General features: G+C 32.9%; 20 protein-coding genes. 17 read left to right on the forward strand and 3 right to left on the reverse strand.

Features of this window, described 5'->3' with window-relative positions:
- Window positions 1-144: 144 nt before the first annotated feature.
- Both C8C83_RS26260 and C8C83_RS26265 read right to left on the reverse strand, forming a co-directional pair.
- Complete coding sequence (locus tag C8C83_RS26260; RefSeq protein WP_121325708.1) at window positions 145-1,722, reverse strand: GLUG motif-containing protein; 1,578 nt, start codon at window positions 1,720-1,722, stop codon at window positions 145-147.
- A gap of 456 nt (window positions 1,723-2,178) precedes the next feature.
- Window positions 2,179-2,787 (reverse strand): NUDIX domain-containing protein, encoded by a 609-nt coding sequence (locus tag C8C83_RS26265; RefSeq protein ID WP_121325709.1) that lies wholly within the window; start codon window positions 2,785-2,787, stop codon window positions 2,179-2,181.
- Between the two features lie 7 nt (window positions 2,788-2,794).
- Here C8C83_RS26265 and pyrE point away from each other — a divergent pair, with 7 nt between their 5' ends.
- From pyrE to C8C83_RS26280, 3 genes are all read left to right on the forward strand, one after another.
- On the forward strand, window positions 2,795-3,439 hold the full coding sequence (gene pyrE / locus C8C83_RS26270) for an orotate phosphoribosyltransferase (protein ID WP_121325710.1): 645 nt from the start codon (window positions 2,795-2,797) through the stop codon (window positions 3,437-3,439).
- A gap of 150 nt (window positions 3,440-3,589) precedes the next feature.
- Complete coding sequence (locus C8C83_RS26275) at window positions 3,590-3,982, forward strand: SRPBCC family protein (RefSeq protein ID WP_121325711.1); 393 nt, start codon at window positions 3,590-3,592, stop codon at window positions 3,980-3,982.
- A gap of 325 nt (window positions 3,983-4,307) precedes the next feature.
- Window positions 4,308-4,964 carry a hypothetical protein gene (locus C8C83_RS26280; protein ID WP_121325712.1) on the forward strand — a complete coding sequence of 219 codons (657 nt, stop codon included), beginning with the start codon at window positions 4,308-4,310 and terminating at the stop codon, window positions 4,962-4,964.
- A 192-nt stretch (window positions 4,965-5,156) separates the two neighbouring features.
- Here the strand turns inward: C8C83_RS26280 and C8C83_RS26285 are convergent, their stop codons facing one another.
- Window positions 5,157-5,897 (reverse strand): biotin--[acetyl-CoA-carboxylase] ligase, encoded by a 741-nt coding sequence (locus C8C83_RS26285; RefSeq protein WP_121325713.1) that lies wholly within the window; start codon window positions 5,895-5,897, stop codon window positions 5,157-5,159.
- A 93-nt stretch (window positions 5,898-5,990) separates the two neighbouring features.
- Here C8C83_RS26285 and rsfS point away from each other — a divergent pair, with 93 nt between their 5' ends.
- From rsfS to C8C83_RS26355, 14 genes are all read left to right on the forward strand, one after another.
- Window positions 5,991-6,362, forward strand: coding sequence for a ribosome silencing factor (gene rsfS, locus C8C83_RS26290; RefSeq protein ID WP_007809313.1), 372 nt, complete (start codon window positions 5,991-5,993; stop codon window positions 6,360-6,362).
- Window positions 6,363-6,377: 15 nt separating this feature from the next.
- Window positions 6,378-8,303 carry an ATP-dependent zinc metalloprotease FtsH gene (gene ftsH, locus C8C83_RS26295; RefSeq protein ID WP_121325714.1) on the forward strand — a complete coding sequence of 642 codons (1,926 nt, stop codon included), beginning with the start codon at window positions 6,378-6,380 and terminating at the stop codon, window positions 8,301-8,303.
- A gap of 114 nt (window positions 8,304-8,417) precedes the next feature.
- Window positions 8,418-9,023 carry a lactate utilization protein B/C gene (locus C8C83_RS26300; RefSeq protein ID WP_121325715.1) on the forward strand — a complete coding sequence of 202 codons (606 nt, stop codon included), beginning with the start codon at window positions 8,418-8,420 and terminating at the stop codon, window positions 9,021-9,023.
- 1 nt (window position 9,024) lies between these two features.
- On the forward strand, window positions 9,025-9,912 hold the full coding sequence (locus C8C83_RS26305; RefSeq protein WP_121325716.1) for a phosphatidate cytidylyltransferase: 888 nt from the start codon (window positions 9,025-9,027) through the stop codon (window positions 9,910-9,912).
- Window positions 9,902-10,555, forward strand: coding sequence for a phosphatidylserine decarboxylase family protein (locus tag C8C83_RS26310; RefSeq protein WP_121325717.1), 654 nt, complete (start codon window positions 9,902-9,904; stop codon window positions 10,553-10,555). The genes C8C83_RS26305 and C8C83_RS26310 overlap by 11 nt, the downstream gene beginning before the upstream one ends.
- A complete protein-coding gene (locus tag C8C83_RS26315; protein WP_121325718.1) occupies window positions 10,556-10,825 on the forward strand; it encodes an acyl-CoA-binding protein in 270 nt (89 codons plus the stop codon). It begins immediately after the preceding gene.
- Between the two features lie 8 nt (window positions 10,826-10,833).
- Window positions 10,834-11,616, forward strand: coding sequence for a superoxide dismutase (locus tag C8C83_RS26320; RefSeq protein WP_121325719.1), 783 nt, complete (start codon window positions 10,834-10,836; stop codon window positions 11,614-11,616).
- A 222-nt stretch (window positions 11,617-11,838) separates the two neighbouring features.
- Window positions 11,839-16,056, forward strand: a complete 4,218-nt coding sequence (locus C8C83_RS26325; RefSeq protein WP_121325720.1) for a hybrid sensor histidine kinase/response regulator transcription factor — start codon at window positions 11,839-11,841, stop codon at window positions 16,054-16,056.
- Between the two features lie 201 nt (window positions 16,057-16,257).
- Window positions 16,258-19,344: a TonB-dependent receptor gene (locus C8C83_RS26330; protein ID WP_132011972.1), complete on the forward strand. Its 3,087-nt coding sequence runs from the start codon at window positions 16,258-16,260 to the stop codon at window positions 19,342-19,344.
- A gap of 10 nt (window positions 19,345-19,354) precedes the next feature.
- Window positions 19,355-20,905, forward strand: a complete 1,551-nt coding sequence (locus C8C83_RS26335; RefSeq protein WP_121325721.1) for a RagB/SusD family nutrient uptake outer membrane protein — start codon at window positions 19,355-19,357, stop codon at window positions 20,903-20,905.
- Window positions 20,906-20,980: 75 nt separating this feature from the next.
- Complete coding sequence (locus C8C83_RS26340; RefSeq protein ID WP_121325722.1) at window positions 20,981-22,039, forward strand: glycoside hydrolase family 130 protein; 1,059 nt, start codon at window positions 20,981-20,983, stop codon at window positions 22,037-22,039.
- Complete coding sequence (locus C8C83_RS26345) at window positions 22,039-23,325, forward strand: MFS transporter (RefSeq protein WP_121325723.1); 1,287 nt, start codon at window positions 22,039-22,041, stop codon at window positions 23,323-23,325. The genes C8C83_RS26340 and C8C83_RS26345 overlap by 1 nt, the downstream gene beginning before the upstream one ends.
- Before the next feature lie 14 nt (window positions 23,326-23,339).
- Window positions 23,340-25,052 (forward strand): hypothetical protein, encoded by a 1,713-nt coding sequence (locus C8C83_RS26350; RefSeq protein WP_121325724.1) that lies wholly within the window; start codon window positions 23,340-23,342, stop codon window positions 25,050-25,052.
- A gap of 149 nt (window positions 25,053-25,201) precedes the next feature.
- Window positions 25,202-26,827: an alpha-glucosidase gene (locus tag C8C83_RS26355; RefSeq protein ID WP_121325725.1), complete on the forward strand. Its 1,626-nt coding sequence runs from the start codon at window positions 25,202-25,204 to the stop codon at window positions 26,825-26,827.
- The last annotated feature ends 23 nt before the right edge of the window (window positions 26,828-26,850 follow it).

Genomic DNA, 26,850 nt, shown 5'->3' on the forward strand with positions numbered 1-26,850 from the left:
AGGCCTCATGAAGGCAAAGTTTATTAGGCCTTTTTTTTAAATGGTGGCACGCCCAAATTATTATTAAAATTGAATTTCTGAAAAGCAAAAAACCTCGTAATTTAGATAATTACGAGGTTTTATATTTATAAAGTAAAGATGGTTTTATTGCCCTCCAACTCCAACTAGTGTTGGGTATTTACCTGCAGTAAATGTCCAATTTGCAGCTGTCCAGGTATTGCTATATGGAGTTCCTGATGTCATTTGAGCGGTTGTTTTTCCAACTGCTTTTCCTCCATCGTCCGAAGTTGTTTGTCCTGTAGTTTGAATATCCCAAAAGCAATTTGGTGCTGAACTCCAGTTGAAGTTTAAGCCAACTAATCCGCCTCCGGTTTCTACTTTTCCTGTAGCGTAACAGTTGATTAGTTCTGAAGCATTTTTACCAATAAGTCCTCCACCATTTTTGTATGGTCCAGTTACAGAACCTGTAGCATAGCAATTTTCTACGTTACAAAGGTAGTTGTAGCCTACTAAACCACCTACAAATGAATCTTTTCCTGAAACATTAACGGTACTATAGCTGTTTAAAAGTTTACCAGGTTTTCCGTTAGCATCATTGTTGATTCCAACTAAACCTCCTACGTGTTTCTGAGCTGAAAACCCAGAAGAAGTAACAGTTCCGGTAGAATAACAATAAGAAATTGTTCCTCCAACGTTATTAGCAACCAAAGCACCAACGTTACCGCTACCTTGAATATTTACTGCCGTTAATCCTAGATTTTTCACAACTCCTTTAGCTCCTAATGTCGAAATAAAGGCAACATCGTCATGACTCGTTCTTTTGATAGTCAAGTTTTTAATTACGTGATTATTTCCGTCTATAGTTCCTCTGAAACTTTCGAAATCTCCAATTGGTGTCCAACCTGAAGTTGCATAATCAGGACTCAATATTTCGGTACCATTAACTGCAGGCATCGTAATATCATTCATAATCTTAAAGCTTTCTAAAAGATTATTATCTATTGACAGAAGGTGCGTTGGAGTATAAATTCCGTATGGATTTGTGTCTTTGTTGTAAGCTGGTATTTTGATAACATATGACTTTTTTGTCTTTCCGTCAGCGGCAGTTACTGTAAAACTAAATCCTGTTGTATTATAGTCACTTTCTTCATTGTTTCCAGATTGTGTCACTTCCGCTCCCGGAGGCAAAATTGGAAATCCTGTAATATAATCAAGATCTGCAGGAGCATTGTTTATTGTGTTTGTTCCCTCTTTTAGTCCTGAAAGTTCCCAATATGTTTCGTTATTAGAACCTTCAAAAGTAAATCCTAATATATCTGCTGAATTTGGAGGTGTTATTGTATAATTTTGTTTGGTACCATCCTCTGCAGTAACGGTATAAGTTATGGCTTTGCTAAAATTATTTTTGGTAGTTCCGCTTACCTGAACAACATCGCCTATAGTAACTTTGGTTCCTGTTGTGGTAAATGTAGCAGCGAGATTAGTTAAATCTGTTCCGGAAGGAAATGTAAGCGAAATAGTATGTGCACTTTCATCAATAGTACCTTTTACTACAGGATTTACAAAAGAAAAAGCAGTAATTGCTTTGGCACTGCTTAATGGCTTTACTACGCCTTCGTCAAGACCTTCATTTGAACATGAATAACCAACGACAAGTAATAATGCCAACATGCTTGTGTATTTGAATAATTGCTGTGCAGTAATTTTTAATTTTTTAATCATTCTTTTATTTTTTATTTTGATAGTTTATGAAAAATGAGAGCTGTTGCGGTTGAGTTTGCTCTAAAAATTTAATTTTTAATTCTTTAAGATGAATTCATACGGTTATTTTTAAATTTAGTGGTTAGTTAATTTTATTTTTAAAGTAAAATTCTTATCAAAATAGTACTTAATTTCTTTGAGAAAAGTTTTCACAAAGAAATTAGTTAGTCGAAAAATATAAGAAATGTTACAACTAAATATGTAAAATTATACCGTAATCTATGATTTTATGAAATACCGAATTATCCGTCACAACAAAATTTAGAATTCTACAACATAAAAAAAAGCCTAACAAACACAAGTTCATTAGGCTTTTTACAATATGGTATATCTTTGAAAGGATCTAAGTCACTAAAAAACTGAGGACTAAGCTTTTTTCTTTCTTGTTGATTCTACTTAACTCTTGATTTTAATTTATTACTCAACCTTAATTTCGTTCTCTTCTTCAAACAATAATTTGATGTTTTCGTAGGAGTTTTTTAATGCTTCTTTGATTTGTTCTGGATTTAACCAGGCTACTTTTTCGATTCCTTCATTTTCCTGACCTACCGGAGTTCCTTCAAAATCAGAGAACATTTCGAACCAATGTGTGATTTTTAACTTATATTTTCCGTTACGTTTAAAAACGTGATATGTTTTTTGAAGTTTATTTGTAATTCTAAGTTGGTTTACACCGGTTTCTTCTTCTACTTCGCGCATTGCTGTGGCTTCAATCTCCTCGCCTTTCTCGATTCCTCCTTTTGGTAAGTCCCATTTTCCGTTTCTGAAGATAAATAAAACCTCACCATTTTTATTGTACACAAAGCCTCCTCCCGCTTTCTGTACAGGAATTTTAGCTTTTAATGTCTTCATTATTTCCTTTTCATCCGGATGATATAAGTAAGCCTTTTGAATTTTATTTTGAAATATTTTCACTATAAGCTGCTCGATATCAATACTCTCTAATAGGAATAATTGAAAATTAGTCTCTCTTGAGATTTCATTTGTCAAAAAAAGTGGTTTGTCGTTCACAAAAACTTTATACATTTGTACTATGATTTTTAATAAAGATACTGCCGAAAAAACAGCCGAATTGCTTTTGCAAATAAATGCAATTAAATTGAATCCCGAAAATCCTTTTACATGGGCTTCTGGTTGGAAATCTCCTATTTATTGCGATAATAGGTTAATTCTGTCATTTCCAATCATCCGAAACTACGTTCGTGATGAGTTTGCGAAAAATATTGAAAAACAATTTGGGAAACCAGATGTCATTGCCGGTGTTGCTACAGGTGCCATTGGTATTGGAATTCTTGTTGCCGAAAGCCTTGGATTGCCATTTGTATATGTGCGTCCGGAAGCTAAAAAACACGGAAGACAGAACCAAGTTGAAGGTTTTTTACAAAAAGGTCAAAATGTTGTTGTCGTTGAAGATTTAATCAGCACAGGAAACAGTAGTTTAATGGCTGTAGAAGCTTTACGCAACGAAGGTGCCAATATAAAAGGTATGGCGGCGATTTTTACTTATGGTTTTGGCGTAGCCGAAGAAAACTTTAAAAATGCTAATATCGATTTATATACGTTAAGTAATTACGAAAACTTATTAGAATTAGCGGTTCAAAAACAATACATTACCGAAGAACAACAATCGACTTTGTTGGAATGGAATGCAATTCCATCGACTTGGGGACAAGATTAAGAAATTTTAGATTTTAGATTGTTGATTTTAGATTAACGATTTGTGATTTACTTTTTTGATAACGCTTTGCGAACTTTGCGTTTCTATAAAGTTTACAACATAAAAAAAACTTGCGCACTTTGCGGTAAAAAAATAAATAAAAAATAAAATATGAACTTAGAAAGTCCAAAAGTTACTGTTCAGAAATCAGCTCAAGATTTATTTGATTTATTGACTGATGTTAAGAATTTTGAAAAATTAATGCCGGATAATATTGCTAAATTTGAAGTAACAGGCGAAGATGCTTTTATTTTTGGATTGAAAGGTATGCCGGAAATAAAACTAAAAATGAAAGAAAAAGTTGCACCAAACAAAATTGTTCTTGGAGCAGCAAGCGATAAACTTCCATTTACTTTGGTTTCAAATATCGATAGCATTTCAGATTCTGAAAGTGCCGTACAACTTCAATTTGAAGGAGAATTTAACGCTATGATGGCTATGATGATCAAAGGACCAATTAGCAAATTCATCGAAACTTTGGCAACTAATATGACGAAGTTATAATTGTTAATTATTGATTGTTGATTATTAATTTCCGAATTATATAAAATTTAAAAGCCTGATTTTACGATCAGGCTTTTTTATTTGCCACACCAAGACAAAAAAACTTTGCGTCTTCGCGTCTTTGCGAGATCAAAAAAAAAAAGACGCACTGCTGTGCGCCTCTACAGAAAACCTCAGAACCTCAGAATCTCAGAACCTTTGAAAAAACCTTTGAACCTCAGAAAAAAAACACTTCATCCTCAAAAAACTACAGTTCAGAACTATTAATTATTCCTTGACAAATTATTCCCCGAAGTTTGATCCATAAACTAACAAAAACCAAATTATGGAAGCAACTATCAAGATTTTAATTTACATTCATGCCTTCTTTGGAGGAATTGGACTTATTACAGGAATTGGAAGTATTATGGTCAAAAAAGGCGGATTACTTCACAAAAGAATGGGCAAACTATTTTCTATCGGAATGGTTACAAGCTCTTTAATTTCCATTCCGATTTGCTGGATGCCCAAACATCAGAATATCTTTTTGTTCCTGATTGGATTGTTTACCATTTATCTGGTTATTTCAGGAAATAGAGCGCTAAGTTTCAAACGTAAATTAAAAGCTGATTTTGTAGACAAATTAATTTCAGGCAGTATGTTGTTCTTCTCTGTAATAATGATTTCTATTGGAATATATTGCCAATTGCATGCGATTCAAAACGGGATTTTATTTACTTTCTTTGGAGGTTTCGGGTTTTATATGACCGTTAAAGACTTTATTTTCTTCAAAAACCTTTCTGTATCAAATAAAGATTGGCTTTCTAAACACATCGGAAAAATGATTGGAGCCTTAATTGCATCTGTAACTGCTTTTATCGTTGCCGGAATTGGACTTGGAAATATAATCGCCTGGATGATGCCTTCAATATTGGGAACTTTCTACATTATTTATTGGAATAGAAAAATAGCGCCAAAGTCTGTAAAAGCAGTTGAGGTTTAGAGAATTGGCACACGGATTTGACGGATTAAAGGGAGTTATGCTGATTTTAGTCATTGTGAGGAACGAAGCAATCTCACTTTGTGAATCGATAAGTAATTTACTATTGTGGTTGCTTCGTTCCTCGCAATGACAGACATGTTATAGTTCGATAAAAAAGCCTCAGAACCTTAGCAACTCAGAACCTAAGAATCTTTAGTAAAGCATCTGAACTTCTTTGATATCAAATTCAGAAACAGAATCATCTTCAAGCAAAATTTGAATTTTTCCAACGGAAGAAACGCCTTGAATTATTCCCATGAAATTCTGCCCTGAGTTTTCAGAATTAAGATTTTTAAAAGGCATTGGAACACCTTTTCGGAATAAAGTATCAAAGTAAGTTGTCCAGAAATCCTCCGAATTAGTATTCCATAATTCGATTTTTTCTTTCATTTTATCAGTAATCAAAACTGGTAAAGCATCTTTATCAAAAGAATGTCCGGCAATAACTGCCAAGGAAGAAGCATTTGGCAATTGATCAAAATTAGTCTGATTGACATTAAGTCCTAATCCGACAACTGACACGATTCTGCCATCGCTTTTTAGGGTATTTTCGATTAGTATGCCACCAATTTTTTTATTGTATGACATAATGTCGTTCGGCCATTTTATACTTAAATCAGAAATATTTAACGTTTTTAAAACCTCAATTACAGCTAATGAAACTACTATACTCAAGTTAAAAAATTGTTCATTATCATATAAAAAATCCTTGACCAAGGCACTCATAATTAAGTTTTTACCTGATTCAGACTGCCACTTTGCTCCCATCTGCCCTTTCCCTTTTGTCTGATTTTCAGCCGTTACGACAGTGAAATTATCAAGCTCATCTTGGCTTGACAATGATTTTAAGAAATCATTTGTTGAATCTATGGCATCGAGTTTGATTAGTTTCATTTAAGTAATTTAAATAACTTAATTTAATATTTTGTTAAGGTTCAAAAATAATCACAAAATTTGGTAACTTTACAAATTCATATAAAATAATTCATGGCGAAAAAGACTATTAATAATGATGTTCTACTGGCGAACATAATCAAAGGGATTGAAGAAGTAAAAGGAAATGATATCGATATTCTTGACTTAAGAGAAATAGACACGGCTGTTTGTGACTATTTTGTAATTTGCAACGGAAGCTCTAATACCCAAGTTAACGCCATTGTAAACTCAATTCAAAAAACAGTATCTAAAGATTTAAAAGACAAACCTTGGCACGTAGAAGGAACCGATAATGCAGAATGGGTTCTGATGGATTATGTGCATATCGTGGTACATGTTTTCCAGAAACACATTCGTGAATACTATAATATCGAAAGCCTTTGGGGTGACGCCAAAATAACTACAATCGAAAACAAATACTAAAGAAAATTTTTTCTAATGGCTAAAGATAATAATCCAAATCCGAGTAAATTTAAAATAAGTCCTTGGTTAATATACACCGCAATACTTTTAGTTTTTTTATTTATAAGTTTTGCTACCGGAGGATCAAGCATGAGCGAACCTGCTCAGCTTAAATCTTCTAACATTGACAATATGTTGGCTAAAGGAGAAATTAAAAATGTTATCATTTTTAATAATAAAGATGCTGAAATTTACCTTTCTGATGCCGGACTTAAAGATCCTGCTAACAAAAAGGTATCTAAAGATATGTTTGACAGACCAAATAAGGGACCACATTATACGACCAAGTTTGGTGATTTAAAATCTTTTCAAGAAAAACTTGACAGGGCTAAAGCCGAAAAAAAATTAATTGATTACGATTTCAAAGAGGCAAATAATTGGACTGATATTTTGATCAGCTTACTTCCTATCATCATTATTATTGGTGTATGGATTTTCATTATGCGTAAAATGTCAGGTGGCGCAGGTGGCGGTGGCGGACAAATTTTCAACATTGGAAAATCTAAAGCTAAATTGTTTGATGAGAAAACTGACATCAAAACTACATTTAAAGATGTTGCAGGTTTAGAAGGTGCTAAAGAAGAAATACAAGAAATTGTAGAATTCCTTAAAAACCCAGAAAAATATACTAATCTTGGAGGTAAAATTCCAAAAGGAGCTTTACTTGTAGGACCTCCGGGAACTGGTAAAACTTTGCTTGCAAAAGCTGTTGCCGGTGAGGCTCAGGTTCCTTTCTTCTCTTTGTCAGGTTCTGACTTCGTAGAAATGTTTGTAGGAGTTGGTGCTTCACGTGTTCGTGATTTATTTAAACAAGCGAAAGAAAAATCTCCTGCTATTATCTTCATCGACGAGATTGATGCTGTTGGTAGAGCAAGAGGAAAAAGCAATATGTCAGGTGGAAACGACGAAAGAGAAAATACTCTGAACCAATTATTAACAGAAATGGATGGTTTTGGTACAAACTCAAACGTAATTGTTCTTGCTGCAACAAACAGAGCTGACGTACTTGATAAAGCCTTAATGCGTGCTGGACGTTTTGACAGACAAATTTTTGTTGACTTACCAGACATTCGCGAAAGAGCTGAAATCTTTGCAGTTCACTTAGCGCCTATCAAAAAAGTTGAAGGTCTTGATCTTGACTTCTTAGCAAAACAAACTCCTGGATTCTCTGGTGCTGATATTGCAAATGTTTGTAACGAAGCTGCATTAATCGCTGCTCGTAATAACAAAACTGCAGTCGACAAACAAGATTTCCTTGATGCTGTAGACAGAATCATTGGTGGTCTCGAAAAGAAAAATAAAATCATTACTCCAGAAGAAAAAAGAGCAATTGCAATTCACGAAGCTGGACACGCAACTGTGAGCTGGATGCTTGAACATGCTGCACCACTTATTAAAGTAACTATTGTTCCGCGTGGGCAAAGTTTAGGAGCAGCTTGGTACTTGCCAGAAGAAAGACAAATCGTAAGAACAGATCAAATGTTAGACGAAATGTGTGCAACAATGGGCGGAAGAGCAGCTGAAAAAGTGACTTTTGACAGAATTTCGACTGGTGCATTAAGCGATTTAGAAAAAGTTACCCGTCAGGCTCGTGCAATGGTAACAATCTACGGTTTGAATGATAAAATTGGAAATGTTACTTATTACGATTCAACAGGACAAAGCGAATACAACTTTTCTAAACCTTATTCTGATGAAACTGCAAAAATCATTGATAAAGAAATTTCAGAATTAATTGAAGGTCAATATCAAAGAGCAATTGAAATTTTAGAAGAAAACAAAGACAAATTAAATCAGCTTGCTGATATACTAATTGAAAAAGAAGTTATTTTTAAAGATGACTTAGAAACAATTTTCGGAAAACGTACTTTTGATAAAAATTTAGAAGAAGTGGTTTCGTAAATTATTCAGAAATATGCAATATTTTTTAAAATCTTAATTCAAAATAGCCTTTTGAATTAAGATTTTTTTATCTTTGAACGTTTTCAATTAACATGTAAAGTATTTCATATAAAAATGAATTTTTTCAAAAAAATATTTGGTTCAAGTGATGCCGCTTCCGACGAAGAGAATGAAAGCGAATATGCGGGCAATTCCATTCAGGATAGCCATTTGTCTATAGACGAAAGGTTCATTTTCAATTTTAAGAAAAACGGAGGAAAGTTTTTGTATTGCGAAAACAAACAAGAAGTAGCTGAACAATTTGAAAATATTTTAGAAGAAAACGATTGGTTCGAAAATGAAGTTCTTTGTTATGAACCAGGTCTTTTTCATTTATTAGATGAAAACAAATTACTTTATATTGCACCAACAAGACCAAAATTCCTTTTAGCAAGCTGCGAAAATCTAATTGCTGATGAAGGTTCTATTTTGTTTTCATCAAAACAAATCAGGCAAAACAAACCAAACGAATTACCTGCAAATATTGTAATTATCGCGACAACAAGTCAGATCCTTTCTATAAAAAGTGATGGTTTAAGCGCCATTAAACGTAAATACGAAAGAGATTATCCTACTAACATTACCACAATAAAATATTTCGAAAAAGCCAAAGAAGAGGATTTTACACAATACGGAAGTGTTGCCAAGAATCTTTATTTATTGCTCTTAGAAGATCTTTAAGATGAATGAAACACTCAAGAGAACCATTTCTGGTGCTGTTTATATCGCTTTATTACTAACTTCTATTCTGTTTTCAACAGAGAGTTTTATCATTCTTTTTGGTATTTTTCTAATTATTGCAACTTATGAGTTTTGCAATTTAGTTAATATCAATAAAGTTATTTCCATTCTATTTGTTACGTTGTTTTACTCAACGGTTTCTTTAATTAGTTTTTACAGAGCCGAAACGGAGAATTACATCAATAAATTTCTAAAAGATAATATCCAAATTACAGTTGACACAGATAAATTATTTTCTGTTTTACTTATAATCACCCTGATTGTTTTTATAAAATGTATTTTCTTTTTGTTTGATGACACTCAAACCATCGGCAAAGCTTCTAAATACATTTATTTGATCGGGTATATTATGTTGCCTTTTCTTTTTATCACAAAAATATCTTTCGGAATCAAAGATTATAATCCAAAAATTATTATTGGATTATTTGTCTTAATCTGGACCAATGATACATTTGCTTATCTGGTTGGCAAATCTATGGGTAAACATAAATTATTTGAGCGCATTTCGCCTAAAAAAACTATAGAGGGTTTTCTTGGCGGAGTTGTTTTTGCTGCATTTGCCGGTTTCTTAATTTCAAAATTATACATACAGCCTAAACCTGAATTTAGCAATAAATCGATCTTAATCTGGATGATAATTGCTTTAATTGTTAGCATCTTTGGAACTATTGGAGATTTAATCGAATCAAAATTCAAAAGAGTTGCAGGTGTAAAAGACAGTGGCTCGATAATGCCTGGCCACGGGGGTGTATTAGATCGACTAGATAGTGTTATATTTGTAGCACCAATTATATTTTTATTTTATCAAATTTTATATTATGTTTCATAAAGAAGGAGGTCCATCCATTTTATTAGGTACTGTATTTGCTGTTGCCGTAATTTTGCTTGCTGAGAAATTTATTAATATCAGTTGGTTAAGAATACTGGTACAACTAGCAGGTTTATTGGTTTTGATTATTATTTTACAGTTCTTTAGAAATCCTAAAAGAATTGCAATCAGAAACAGCGATCAAATTCTTGCTCCTGTTGACGGAAAAGTTGTAGTTATAGAAGAAGTTTATGAAGGTGAATTCTTCAAAGACAAACGTTTGCAAGTTTCTATTTTCATGTCGCCAATTAACGTACACGTTACACGTTATGCTATGGACGGTATTATAAAATTTAGTAAATATCACCCTGGTAAGTTTTTAGTTGCATGGCATCCAAAAGCAAGTGAAGAAAATGAAAGAACAACTGTTGTGATTGAAAACGAAACTTTCGGACAGATTTTATACAGACAAATTGCAGGTGCTTTGGCACGTAGAATTGTAAATTACGCACAAGAAGGAATGCAGGTTGTTCAGGGAACTGATGCCGGCTTCATTAAATTTGGTTCAAGAGTAGATTTATTTTTACCTTTAGGTACTCCAATTAATGTAGTATTAAACCAAAAAGCAATTGGAGGAAAAACCATTATTGCTACAAAAGCTTAAATGACCGAAAAAGATTTAGATACTCGTTTTTCCGAGGCTGTAGAAACTGCTTTAAAAATGACTCAGGCCTCGCTGCCACAAGATGTGCAGCTAAGGCTTTATGCTTATTACAAACAGGCAACTTTTGGATCAGCTGTTTACAATCAATCTGAGAATTTTGATTTACGTGATGCCTTCAAAACAAATGCGTGGATGCAAATAAGTCGTATATCAATCGATGAAGCTAAAGAATGCTATATAGAAATTATTAATTCACTATCATCAAAATAACTAACATTATGAAGAAAAACATTATTCGTTTTGGGATTCTAGCTTCATTTATATTATTATTTTCTTGTAATGATAATAATAAGCTAACCGAAGTTGTAGAAGTTCCTTTGCCTACAAAAGAAGAAAAAATAACCATTGGATCTCCGAATGATGTAAAAGCAGATCCGGGATCTTTTGAGTTAACAAAACTTCCTTTTTCTTATGACGCATTAGCGCCGGCAATAAGAACACTTACAATGGAAACGCATTATTCTAAGCATTATTTAACGTATACGAATAATCTAAATAAAGAGATTTTAAACACTGAATTTGAAAACTTGCCAATTGAAGATATCTTAAAAAAATTAGACCTCAACAATGCAAAACTTCGCCAAAATGCCGGTGGATATTACAATCACACTTTGTATTTTAATATTCTGACTCCAAAAGAGACAACTCCAAAAGATACTTTAGTTGGTTCTATAAATAAAGAATTTGGTTCATTTAGCAACCTTACAAATCAGTTTAAAGGTCAGGCAACAAAGCAATTTGGTTCTGGCTGGGTTTGGTTAGTCGTTGACAGATACGGAAAACTACAAGTAACAACAACTGATAATCAAGATAATCCTTTAATGAAAAACGCTTTGATTCCGGGAACTCCTATTTTAGGAATCGATTTATGGGAACATGCCTATTACTTAGATTATCAAAACAGAAAAGGAAGTTATATAGATGCTTTTTATCAACATATAAATTGGGAAAAAGTAAACGAAAACTACATAGAGGCTCTAAAGAAAGTCAAAAAAGTATAAAACATAAAAAAGCTGATACAATTAAGTATCAGCTTTTTTTTGCTTCAATTGTATCCACAATTCTTTTGGTTGATAAAAGTAAAAAACAAATATGACAAAAATCATACATTTATGCCATACATCTACCTACCTTAGTACCAACACAATAAGACTTTAAATCAGAGTGTTTTTTTCACAAGGAAAAATTCTATAAATTATTCTACCCGATATAAATAAAAAAAATTGAAAATTAAAAATCTCCTTATTTGCTTCATTTATATAATATCCTTTTCATGTCAAAATAAAGAGAATACATCTTCTAATAATAAATCTGAAACTAATCAGTTATCTGAAACTTCTCAATTAAAAATACATAACAAAAATTCTGAATCTGTTTTTGATATTCCAAAGACAGCCAATATTGAATATTCATTAGAACAATTAGACAATACAAAGGGCTTATCTAATAGTTCGATAAATGCTATATTTCAAGATTCTGAAAACTTGCTTTGGATAGGAACCTGGGATGGTTTAAATCGATATGATGGAAATAACTTTGAAATTTTCAGACCTGAATTAAACAATAAAAATAGCTTGAGTAATCAGGTTATTCTCAAAATAGATGAGGATAATGCCGGCAGGATTTGGATATTAACCATACACGGAATTAACCGTTATGATAAAAAAACAGGTGTTTTTCAGCATTATTACTTTTCAAGAGAAAACATTCCGCCTTTATCTGAAGCTGAATTTAATATGGCTCTTGACTCTTCTAAAAAAGTGTTTTGTGCTGTAAAAGATTGGGGAATTGGTTATTTTAATGGTAATGATTTTCAGCTATTAAATACCGAAAAACTGCAGAAAAAAGCCGTAAAAAAAATGGAATTTACTTTAAGCGGCGAATTACTTGTGTTGTTTGAAGATAACAAACTTTACTCGTTATCCTTTAAAAGTAAATCAACCGAAAAACCTTTTATCTCTAAAATAGAATTGATATCCGATAATATTCGAACATTCGGAATCGTTTCGAAAGAAAAAATATGCACTGTATCTGTAACCGGAATTAGTAATTTGTATTCTTTTGTTACCAAAGAAAATACATTACTTTCTAAAAAAGATATTGAAAACAGTATAGGAAATATTCCTGAAGGACTTGTTGCTTCAAGTAAAACCGGATATTACATTATTGATATTAACGGTAATATAATTAATCACAATTGGTTAAAACATCTTGACAAACAAAAAACTACGACCTTAATTAGAGGAAATGAAAATATCATTTGGGCAGGAACAGACGGCGACGGAATTATTAAAATGTATCCACTGAGGAAATCGTTCAACCTCGTTGCAAAATCTCAGGTTCCTGAATTAGACGGAGCGATTGTGAGAACGTTTCTGCAAGTTGATAAAAACTCTTTTTTGGTGGGTACAAAAGGAAAGGGTTTATTCTGTTTCTCTTCAAGTTTTTATCTTAATCCTGAAAAAGCACTGGAATACAAAAACTATAACGAGAATAATAGTGCCATTAATAATGCCGTTTTTTCTTTATGTAAAGGACAAGATGGCTTAATTTTTATTGGAACTGATGGTGAAGGAATTTCAATTTTCGATCTAAAAAAATCTAAATTAATTAATTGGACCAATATTCTAGGTAATAAAGAGTACGATTACTTTAAATCTATCTACTCGATCTATCAGGACGAAGATGGATTTATTTGGCTTGGTACTAACGGATACGGAATGATTCGCTGCAAGATCGAACGGTCTGGAGAAAACTTGAAGATTACTGACTTTAAAAAATACCTTGCGGTTAGTAATCAAAAAAATACTTTAAGCAGTAATATTGTTTTTTCTATAATTCCTAGAGACAAAAACCATCTCTGGATTGGAACTCGATTAGGTGGCTTAAATTTATTTGATAAAAAATCAGAACATTTTATAGTTTATAAAAACAATCCTGATGATGCTACAAGTTTATCTAATAATGATATTTTGTGTTTACAAACTGATCCCAAAAACAGACTTTGGATAGGAACTAGTTTTGGTTTTAATCTATTAAATCCTGTAAAAAAGGATGAAAAAGCAATTTTTAAAAGCTTTACCGTAAAAGATGGACTTCCAAATAATACAATTCACGGAATAGTTGTCGATAAAAGAAATAATCTCTGGTTAAGTACCAACTTTGGCTTGTCTAATTTTAATCCTAATCGATTGAAATTTACCAATTACACTAAAAATGAAGGCTTACAAAATAATGAATTTGCAGATGGTGCTTTTTATCAGGACTTAAACTCTGAATTTATTTTTATGGGAGGAATTAAAGGTTTTAATTATTTCCTGCCTCAAAAAATAAAAGAGTCTACTATAATTCCGGATCTTTTTATTGATAAAATTAGTGGTCAAAATCAGCCTATTCCGTATTATCAAGGATTGGTTATTACGCCTGATTCAAATACTCATCCATCAATTTTTTTAGACCATAATCAGAACTTTTTTGATATTGAACTCACTGCTTTAACTTATATCAATACTGAAAAATGTCAATATGCTTATCAATTAATGAATTTTGATAAAGGCTGGAATACGATTAACAACCGACGAATTATTTCTTTTACAAATGTGCCAAAAGGAAACTACTCTTTATGGATAAAATGGTCAAATAGTGATGGTGTATGGAGTAAACCGGTTCATGCCATTGATATTTGTGTTAAACCAATATTCTGGCAATCAAATCTTGCTTTTATAATCTATTCTTTATTGTTTTTGGCTTTTGTATTATTTGTGCTTAGTTATTACAAAAAACGTCAATCATTGACCCAAAATATTCTTTTCAGACAAAGAGAAAAAGAACTTCACGAAAACAGACTTACGTTTTTTACAGATATTGCTCATGAATTTCAAACGCCGTTAACGTTAATCGTTGGACCTATTCAAAAACTTTCGGAAGCTACAAATCTCAACGAAAAAAATCAGAAATTTATACAAATGATTCAACGAAATTCTTCGCGTTTATTATTCTTAACGCAACAATTACTTGAATTTAGAAAAGCCGAATATGACTATCTGGAAGTAACAGTGAAAAAATTTGATTTGGTAAACCTAATCGAACAAATTGCCGAGTTATTTGATGAATGGGCTTTAGAGAAAAACATTCAATACAACCTCAGCATCCCTCCTACTTTACCGGGATGGTTCGACAAAGATAAGATTGAAAAAATAGTGTTTAATGTAATGTCAAATGCTTTTAAATATACCCCTGTAAATGGACAAATAGATCTTAAATTTTATATTCAGGATAACGATTTTAAAAAGCTAAACATAACAATCACAAATACAGGAAAGGGAATTCCAAAAGAGGGATTAGATTCTTTATTTACTCAATTTTTCTTAGCCGATACAAATACTAAGGAAACTGATAACAATATGTTTAGAACCGGTATTGGTCTTGCATATGTAAAAAAATTAGTTGGTGTATTAAAAGGTGAAATACAAGTTACAAGTACTCTTAATAAAGAAACGACCTTTACAATTTTATTACCTTGCCATAAAGAAGCTTTTAGCGAAAAAGAACTAGACAAAGCAATAAGTCCTATTTTAATATCACAACATTTAAAAAATATTTTGGAAGAAAATCCCATTAAACTGGAAGACAGTCCAAATAAAATTTTATCGCTCGAAAAACTTACAGATAATCGAAAAGTAATACTAATAGTCGAAGATGAAAAAGATATTCATGTACTTCTTAACGAATTACTTAGCGAGAAATATAAACTTTTACTTGCCTACAATGGCCTTGAAGCTTTAAAAATTATTGAAGATATTCTGCCAGACATTATTATTAGCGATGTAATGATGCCTTTTATGGATGGCGTTGAGTTTTGCAAAAAAATTAAAACGAATCTTAAAACCTGTCATATTCCTTTTATTATGCTAACAGCAAAAGACTCTGTTGTGCATAGAATCGAAGGCATAGAAAGCGGCGCAAATTCTTATATTCCAAAACCATTTTATCCGGATCATCTTCTCGTAAGAATACAAAAACTACTGGAAGAAAAAGAATTAATTTCAAAGCACTTTAAACAAGATACTCTTACCGAAAATCTACCCAATCTAAATATAAATAACGAGGAAAAAGATTTTATAAAAAAAATCATTGAGCTTATTCGCAATAATATCGATAACGAAAATCTTCAAAGTTTATTTATCGAAAAAGAATTAGGTATCAGTAATTCGCAATTATACCGAAAAACCAAACAACTTTTTGGTTTTACACCAGGTGATTTAATTCGTACCATTCGATTGAAATATGCTGCTGAATTGTTAAGAAAAAACAAATTAACAGTATCTGAAGTATGTTATCAATCAGGCTTTAATAATCGCTCATATTTTTATCGTGAGTTTAAAAAACTATATGATTTAACGCCCAAAAATTATCAGCTCAAATATATATCAAAGAGCTAAAACACCACTAAAACACTGATTTACAGAAACAAAAACCACAGTGTACACTTTTGAAGAAATAGTGTACACGATTTCCTGTACCCTCAAACTAATTTTATAAACGATAATTAATTCAAACGTTATCGTAAAACCACAAAACAGAATTAACCTTAAAAAACCACAAAAAAACAAACTAACTAGTAATTCAATTAACACTTCTTTATGATGATGAAAAATTTTATATTCAAATTATTCCTATTCGGAATGATTATGCTGGGCGGCATTATACAGGCTCAAACTATTAAAGGTACAGTCTCGGATGTCGACGGATCGATGCCTCAGGTAAACGTAAACGAAAAAGGAACTTCAAACTACGCGACAACTGATTTGGACGGTAATTATACCATTAAAACTACAAGCGCAAATACTGTATTAATTTTCAGTTATATAGGATACCAAACTCAGGAAGTATCAGTAGCTGGCAAAACAGAAGTAAACGTTACTCTTACAACAGATACAAACACTTTAAACGAAGTTGTTATCGTAGGATATACAAGCGAAAAAAAATCTGCAATAACAGGTGCCGTTGCCACAGTAGATATGGCGGAATTATCTAAAACAAAAGTAGCCGATGTTGGTCAGGCGCTTCAAGGACAAGTTGCCGGTGTTTCGGTTTCGGCAAATACAGGCGCTCCTGGAGATGGACTTAAAATACGTATTAGAGGTGAAGGAACGCTGGGAAATAATGAAGTCTTATATGTTGTAGATGGTGTTGCCACACGCGATATTTCTTTCTTGAATATGTCTGATGTAAAATCAATGACCGTTTTAAAAGATGCTGCTGCAACGGCTATTTATGGTTCAAGAGCTGCAGGAGGTGTTGTTATTCTAACTACCAAAAGCGGTATAAAAGGAAGATCCAATATTGATGTCGAGTATTATTCCGGAACCAGTTTTGCCACAAATTTACCTAAAATGCTAAATGCAAATCAATATCTAACCGTAATGGATCAGGCTTGGCATAACTCTAACAATAATCCTGCAAATGCGCCAAGTCCTTATAGTATTGATAGAGCTAACGGAAAAGTTAACGGAATACCTCTATCAGACACAAATTGGTTAAAACAATTATTTGGAGCAGGAAAAACAGACAATGTACAGCTTTCGTTTAGTGGAGGTTCAGAAAAAACACAATACTTAATATCTGGTGGTTATTTTGGACAAAACGGTATTGTTGTTGGAGATAAAGACACTTATCAACGTATTAATTTTAGAGCAAATATTAATACGGAAGTTACGGATCGTTTTAAAGTTGGAACAAACTTTCAAATTACAAGCAGCAAACAAGATAAAATGTCTTCAAGCGGAGATGCTCCGGGAGTCATTAGACACGCTTTATTACGTCCTTCTGTATTGGGAGTTTATAAAGATGTAAATGATCCAACCTATAAAGCAAATAATCCTTATACCGATCTTCCATTCTACTTAAACAACAATCCTAATGGAGGTTGGAGTCGTAATTATGAACTAACCTCAAATCCAATTGCAATAGTTAATTATACAGATGATGTAAGATCTCTATTTAAAACGTTTGGAAATGTATATGGAGAATATACTTTCTTAGCTGATAAATCATTAAAATTCAGAAGTAATTTTGGAGCAGAAATCGCTTTTGACCACAATAAAGCTTTTGGACAAAATTATGGCGATGATAGTGACAATGATCCAAACGAATTATATCCGGGGCAAGGCAGACAAAACAGACCTTCAAACTTAAACGAAAACCGCGGAGAAGCAACAACTTTTACTTTTACAAATACGTTAAACTACACTAAAACTCTTGCAGAGAAACATAGCATTAATGCATTATTAGGAGAGGAAACTGTTAATTTCAATCAATCTGCTGTAGGCGGAAGCAGAACAAATTATAATAATACATCGGATCCTTTCCGTTATCTTGATTACGGAAGCGATACTGATAAAAACAGTTCGGGATCTGCTCAAATGTGGAATCTTATTTCCTTTTTTGGTTCTGCCAATTACGGATATGACAATAAATATTATGTTTCAGGAACTGTAAGAGCTGATGGTTCTTCTCGTTTTGGACCAAATAACAAATGGGGATTTTTTCCTTCGGTTTCTGGAGGCTGGTTAATGTCCAGAGAAAAATTCATGGAAAGTACAAAATGGATTTCTAACTTAAAATGGAGAGCCAGTTGGGGACAATCCGGTAATCAGGAAATCCCTAATAATGCCTATGAAACTCTTGTTACTGAAACTGGAGGGATCATTAAAGTAATTCGTTATGGTAATCCCGATTTAAAATGGGAAACTACTACGCAAACAAACTTTGGTCTTGATTTAGGTGTTTTCGAAAATAAACTGACTTTCACTGTTGATTATTTTGATAAAACTACCAATGATATTTTGTTAGCAGTAGGATTACCATCAGCAACTGTTGGTCAAATCAATAAAACGTATGTTAATGCCGGAATTGTTAGCAACAAAGGATTTGAGTTTGGAGCTAATTTTCAAAACAATGATCACGAATTTAAATACGGAATCAGCGGAAATATTGCGACTCTAAAAAATAATGTTGAAAAACTACAGCAATATGTTACCGAGATTACAGATGATAAAACACATACTAAAACAGTTGTTGGACAACCTATAAGCTCTTATTACGGACTTAAATTTGATGGTATTTATCAAAATCAGGCTGAAATAAATTCTACTCTGTACTCCAATACAAACGGAGTAAAGCCAGGAGATATCAAATTTAAAGACCTTAATGGAGACGGACAAATCGACGCCAATGACAGAGCTTTTATAGGAAGTCCAATTCCAAAAATAACTTACGGATTCTCATTTAACGCAGAATATAAAAGATTTGATATGTCCTTACTTTTTCAAGGAGTTTCGGGTGTAGATAGATACAATGATTTAAAACAAATTTTAGATTATGACAGCCGTCCTTTTAATTCAACAACTGCAGTATTAAATGCCTGGAATGGAGAAGGCACAAGTAATACAACGCCGCGAAATACAATGAATGATAATGGCGGAAGTCAAATTTCGAGCGTGTTTGTTGAAGATGCATCTTATTTAAGATTAAAAAATCTTGAAATCGGATACACATTAGACCCTAAGATAATTGGCGACAGATATTTAAGATTATATATCTCCGGTCAAAACCTATTGACTTTTACAAAATATACAGGTTTAGATCCGGAATCAACCTCTTTAATAGATCAGGGAACTTACCCACAATCTACTTCAATACTAATGGGTTTAAAATTTAAAATCTAATCAACTAACCATGAAAAACATATATATAACAGCGATTATGATTTCGCTACTAACATTCACAAGTTGTCAGGATGAACTAACGACAGATCCTGTAGGCGGACAGACTTTTGAACAGGCAAATTCTAAACCAACATTAAAATCTATAGAAACATCTGTAACTTCATCTTACGATATGTTATCCAATAAGTTAAATCAATTGGCAAATTGGGACTGGAATGCAGGTTTAGTATTTCAAAATGATATTATAATAGAAGATATTGCATCTGATGATATGGAAAAAAAATGGTCTCCTGATGGAGATCAGCCATGGATGGATGAAATCAATAATTTTACTTTTACTTCTACAAACGGAGGTCCAAACGGATTATGGAAATACAATTATGAAGGCATAATAAGAACAAACATAGCTTTAGGTTTTCTATTAAACCCGGATATTGAATCTATTACAGGAATAACTACGGAAAGAAAAAATCAATTACTAGGTGAAACTTATTTTTTACGTTCTTATTATTATTTTTCACTGGTAACAAATTTTGGTGATGTTCCTTTAATTCTGTCTTCAATAAAAACATATCAGGAAGCTTTTGACAAAGCCGTAAGAGCTCCTAAAGAAGAAATATGGAAACAAATTAAAACCGACTTGGAAACGGCAAAAACATTGCTGCCAAACTCAAAATATTCATCGGATAAAGAACCTTGGAGAGTTTCAAAAGGAGCTGTTATTGCACTTCTTGCAAAAACTGCTTTGTACAACAAAGATTGGGCAAGTGTAATATCATCAGTATCAGAATTGCAAACAACTGGTTTTTATAATTTAGATACCAATTATTTTGATAACTTTAGTATGAACACTGAATATACAGATGACGAAGTTATTTTTTCTTACAACCACGTTAAACAAGCTGATCCAAGACGAGGAAATGGAATTTGTGCACCTCTTGGATGGGGATTTTTTGCACCAAGTACTGATTTTTTAGCATCATTTGAACCAAATGATCCAAGAAAATTATATACCGTAAATGTCCCGGAACAATGGGTTAATAAACTTTTAGGAACTACAAATGGAGGAAATAAAGGCGATGATGATGCACCAAACAATAAAGTATTGATTCGTTATGCCGACGTTTTACTTTGGAAAGCAGAAGCACTTAATGAAACGGACAATTATTCAGAGGCAATTAGCCTTATAAATCAAGTTAGAACTAGAGCCAGAAATACAGTAACAACCGTTACGATTAAAAGTCAAGATCCTAACTTTCCAGACGATCCGACCAAAATAATTTCGGTTACTTCTGTTGGACCACCACCTCCTGCCGGAACATTGCCGGACAGACCAATTTCTGGAGATAAAGCTGTTGTAAAAGGATGGTTAATCTCTGAAAGAAGAGCCGAACTTGGTTTTGAAAGCCATAGAATGGGCGATCTTAAAAGATGGGGAATTGCGAAACAAGTAATGACTGCTCATGGAAAAAATTTCCAGGACAAACATATGCTATATCCAATTCCGCAATCAGAAATAGATGCTTCTGCGGGGCTTTTAACTCAAAACCCCGGATATTAATTTTTAAAATATCAGTCCTAACAGGTTTTAAAAACCTGTTAGGTTTCGATTCATAATAATATAGAACTAAAAATCATGAAAGATATAGCAAAACGTTTTACAGAAAATCCGTTATTATCACCTAAAGATATTCCTGCAAGCCGAGAAGGATTAGAAATCACCTGTTTATTGAATCCGGGTGTATTTCAATACCAAAACAAAACCTGGTTAGTCGTGCGTGTAGCAGAAAGACCTAAACAGAAAGATGATGTTATTTCTTTTCCGATATTAACAGAAACGGGGGAAATTACTATTATCGAAATTCCGAATAATGATCCTGATTTAATTGCAACAGATGCAAGAGTAATTAATTATAAAGGAAATGATTATTTAACTACGCTATCACATTTACGTTTATTATGCAGCGAAAATGGGCGTGATTTTTACGAACCTGAAAATTATCCATCTCTAGTTGGTGAAGGCATTTTAGAAACATTCGGGATTGAAGATTGCCGAGTTGCCTTAATCGAGGGAACGTATTATTTGACCTTTACTTCAGTATCTGATAATGGCGTTGGTGTAGGTTTACGTACTACAACAGATTGGAAAAACTTCCAAAAACACGGTATGATATTACCAGCCCATAATAAAGATTGCGCCCTTTTTGAAGAAAAAATAAACGGTTTATTCTATGCTTTACACCGCCCGAGTAGTGTAGATATAGGTGGAAATTATATCTGGATTGCTTCGTCTCCGGATGGTATTCATTGGGGAAATCATCATTGTATTCTTAAAACACGAAAAGGACTTTGGGACAGTAAAAGAATTGGCGCCGGAGCTGCTCCTATAAAAACAGCTAAAGGTTGGTTAGAAATTTATCATGGTGCCAATGAAAATCATCAATATTGTTTAGGAGCATTTTTAATGGATTTAAACGATCCTACAAAAGTAATCGCAAGAACCGAAGAACCAATTATGATCCCTACAACAAGTTATGAACTAAGCGGATTTTTTGGAAACGTAGTATTTACAAATGGTCATATTATTGAACCTGATGGAGATACTGTTACAATTTATTATGGCGCTTCTGACGAATTTGTATGCGGAGCACAATTTTCGATCAAAGAGATTCTTTTACTTCTAAAAACCAACTAATGTTTAAAAAACTTATATCAGAAATTGACCATTTTAAAAGCCAAACCCATAATTTTCGCATACTAATTTTCACAAATCTGGTCTATGCACTGGTATTACCTGTAATCGATATTTTTGTTGCCGCTTATATTATGAGGAATTCAAATGATACCTCAAAAGTTGTCATTTATCAATTAGCAATTTATACCGGAATTCCGCTTACCTTTTTGTTAAATGGATTCTTATTGAAACATTTAAACATCAAAAAATTATATTCAATTGGAATGATGCTTAGTGGTGTTTCGATGATTATCATGATGTCTTTAAAAACACTTGACCTTACCGGAATTGGTATCGCAGGTATTACTATGGGGCTTTCATTTGGTTTGTATTGGGCAAATAGAGATTATCTTGCTTTGGCAATTACAAACGATGAAAACCGAAATTATTATTACGGTTTAGAAACCTTTATTTATACCATAATCGCTATTGCTATTCCTGCAACAATTGGCTGGTTTATACAGTCAAAAACAGGCGAAGATCAAAAACATGAAGCCTACGTGATTATTACCGGAATAGTTTTTCTGATTACTATCGCCGCTTCAATAGTTTGTTACAGAGGTAAATTTGAAAATCCGACACAAAAAAAGTACATCTTTTTCAAATTTCATCCCTTATGGTATAAACTATTGTCGCTTGCTACATTCAAAGGTTTAGCCCAAGGATTTCTGGTTACGGCTCCTGCAATGCTTATTTTTAAAATATTAGGCGAAGAAGGCGATTTAGGAAAAGCACAATCTATAGGTGCCGTACTTGCTGCCATTATTATTTATTTTATCGGACGTTTTTCAAAACCCTCAGATCGAATCAAAATTTTTTCTGCAGGACTAATTCTATTTGCTCTAGGAGCTTGCATAAACGGATTATTCTTTGATAAAACCGGCGTAATACTCTTTTTATTACTACTGCTAATCGCAAAACCTTTGATGGATTTAGCCTACTTCCCTATTCAACTTAAAGTAATTGATATTGTTTCCCGAATCGAAAAAAGAGGCGAGTTTACATACATCCTAAATCATGAAGCTGGTTTATATGTTGGAAGACTTTTTGGAGCCGGAACTTTCCTGACTTTATACTATGCAGTTTCAGAAGATTTTGCTTTAAGATACGCCATAGGAATCATCGCGCTATTACAATTGTGCTCGATTTTTATCAGCAAAAAAATCATAAAACAAGGACTGAAACTTTCTCCGGAAATTGAAACAAACAAAAAAGTACTAGATAAAGTAGCAGTAGATCTGCTTTAAAATAAAAACATAATATGAATACATTTATAAAAATTATTGTCTGTTGTTTGTTTACTTTAAGCCTTACAGCTCAGGTAAAACAACAAAAAATTCCTCGTGTAGATCAAATGCCCAATCTGCCACAGCCTTTAAAAATAATTGATTATAAAAAACTGGCTTTAGATTTTGATAAAACCGTTTATGATTTTAATGCCAAAGGTAAATTTTGGCCAATGGTTTGGATGGATGAAACTCAAAAAAACTTCCCGCAAAAAGTTGTAGGATTATATACGGCTGTTGCCGATGTAAGACAAGGACCTGACAAAAACAACGGAATGTTTCATGAAGCGCTTGCAACAATGGGAGCAACTTTAGGAGCAACATTAGTTGGAATCGATAAAAACCAGCCCAACCTAAACTATGTTGGAATGCTTAAAAACTATTTCAATAAAGAAACCAACTGGAATATTATGATGAATAATACCTGTCCGGAAGTTGCACTTTTGGGTGGTGGTTACGGTCGTGACTGGTGGTATGATGTATATCCGAATCTTTTATTTTTTGCCGTTTATGATAAGTATCCTAACGAACCCGGATTTACCGAAATAGCAAGAACTATTGCAGATAAGTTTTATGAAGCCGATGTAATTCTAAATGGCAATTATGACTATTCGTATTTTGATTATAATAAAATGACGCCAATGACAAATCATATTTGTACACAACCTGACGCAGCTGCCGGGCATGCATGGGTTTTGTATATGGCGTATAAAAAGTTTGGTGATGCTAAATATTTAAAAGGAGCAAAAAGTGCTTTGGCAGCTTTAGAATCACAATCAAAAAATCCAACTTATGAGGTTTTAATGCCTTTTGGAGCTTATTTAGCCGCCAGAATTAATGCAGAAGAAGGCACAAAATACGACACAAACAAAATGCTCGACTGGACATTTGACGGAACACCAATTTGTCGTGAAGGTTGGGGAGCTTTAGTTGGAAACTGGAACGGATTTGATATTTCAGGTACTTTTGGGAGTACTGTAGATCATGGCGGTTACGGTTTTCTTATGAATACTTATGATGCAGCCTGGCCATTGGTACCAATGGTTAGATACGATCAATCGCATGCAACCGCAATTGGAAAATGGATGCTAAATGCAGCAAATGCATCACGCCTTTTTTACCCGCAATACATGCCAAAAGAACATCAGACTATTCCTGAACTTGCCGAAGTTACTAAAGGAGTAATTGGTTACGAAGGTATTATCAAGCAATCAAGTTATAAAGAATATGAAAATTTAAAGGGTCCGGTGGCACAAGGTGACGGTCCCCTTTGGGTATTGGGCAAAAATCCTAAAGAATCTCAATTTAGCGTTTACGGAAGTGGTCATGTTGGTATATTTGGAAGCATTATTAAAGCAACAAATGTTACAGGAATATTACAACTTGATTTATTAGCAACAGACTTTTTTAGTGATAAAGCTTACCCTTCATACTTATACTACAATCCATATACAGCAAGTAAAACAGTTACTATAAAAACTGAAAAAGGCAAAAAAGTCGATTTTTATAATACTGTTTCAGGAAGTTTTATTGCTCGAAATGTTACTTCGTCTGCTAAAATAAAAATTGATCCATTAAGCTCAGCTGTAATTGTTTGTGTTCCGTCAAGCGGAAAAATAACATATGAAGGTGAAAAAATGCTGGTTGATGGAATAGTTGTGGATTACAAATCGCAACAAAAAAAATAAAATCAACTTGCTGGATTTAGTATTAATATCCTAACAGGTTTTTAAAACCTGTTAGGTATTTTGCTCATTTAGAAATACAATTATCTATTTCAAAACAATGTATTTACTTTTTTCACGAATTACACAACGAGTTTATAGTCTCAAATTTTATGAAATATAACCTTTTCAATTGTACTTTCTTTTTTTTGCTAATGTTAAATATAAACACAATTAGCGCTCAAAAAAAAGCAGACCAAAAATGGTGGAAGGAAGCTGTTTTTTATCAAATCTATATGCCAAGTTATGCCGATAGTAATGGCGACGGATATGGTGATTTTAAAGGAATGACACAAAAACTGGATTATTTACAAAATCTGGGTATAAAAGGTATTTGGCTTACTCCTTTTCTCAAATCTCCAAAAGTGGATAATGGTTATGATGTTGCTGATTATTATGAAGTTGATCCTACTTACGGAAATAAAGCAGATTTTGATACTTTCATGAATGAAGCACACAAACGAGACATTAAAGTTATTATAGATATGGTTTTTAATCATACATCTACAGATAGTAAATGGTTTCAGGAATCCAGAAAATCAAAAGACAATCCGTATCGTGATTATTATATCTGGAAAGATGAACCAAACAATTGGGAATCTTTTTTTGGAGGAACGGCATGGGAAAAAGACACTTTAACCAATCAATATTACTATCATAAATTTGATAAAAGAATGGCTGATCTTAATTGGTCAAATGCAAAAGTAGTTACTGAAATCCAGAATGTTTTGCGTTTTTGGCTGGATGCCGGTGTTGATGGTTTCCGATTAGATGTAATTAACTTTTTGACCACAAACGGAATCACACAAGATAATCCGATGAAAGACGGAAAACAAGATCACATCAACGATATTGATCAGAAAGGTGTAAAAGATGCGATGAAAATTATAAAATCTACCGTTAGCGAATATGACAATCGTTTTATTGTAGGCGAAATAGGAAGTGACAAAATCGAAGTTTTAAAGCAATATCAATCGCAGGATTTGTTAGATGTCGTTTTTAATTTCAACTTTGGAAGTATTAAAGAATTTTCTACACAATGCATTTTTGATGAATTGCAAAGTATGGAGAAAAATATGAGCAATTATCCCACTTTATTTTTTGGAAGTCACGATATGCCAAGAATGATTGATCGATTAGCAAACGGAAATATTGAGAAAGCAACAGCATTAACCGCCTTGATACTTACTGCAAAAGGAGTTCCGTTTATTTATTATGGTGAAGAGATTGGGATGCATAATATTACTGCCCAAAACATTGACGAAATGGTCGATATTCAAGGAAGAACACATTATAAACTGGCGGTCGAAAATGGCAAAAATGATAAAGAAGCACTTCTGGAAGGCAATGAACATAATCGCGATAAATCACGTAGTCCAATGCAATGGAATGCAAATACTTTTGCCGGATTTTCAAAAGGAAAAACCTGGATTAAGATTAATTCCGATTATAAAAAAACAAATGTTGCCGTTTTAGAAACTCAAAAGAATTCTATTCTTAACAACTATAAAAAACTCATAGCTTTAAGAAATGAGGAAAAAGTTTTGCAATATGGAACTTATGAAAACCTTGAATCTTCAAAAGATCAAATTTCATTTACAAGATCTTTCGAAGGTGAAAAAATTACTGTTATAATTAACTTTGGTTTAAAAAAGGAAGTACATATACCAAAGAATGCCAAGGTTTTAATGGGGAATAAACTTCTAAAATCAAACAGCTTTATTGTTTATAAAAATTAAATTCTCTTTTTATAAGACTTTCA

The organism is Flavobacterium sp. 90 (genome assembly GCF_004339525.1).
In the GTDB taxonomy this organism is placed as follows: Bacteria; Bacteroidota; Bacteroidia; order Flavobacteriales; family Flavobacteriaceae; genus Flavobacterium.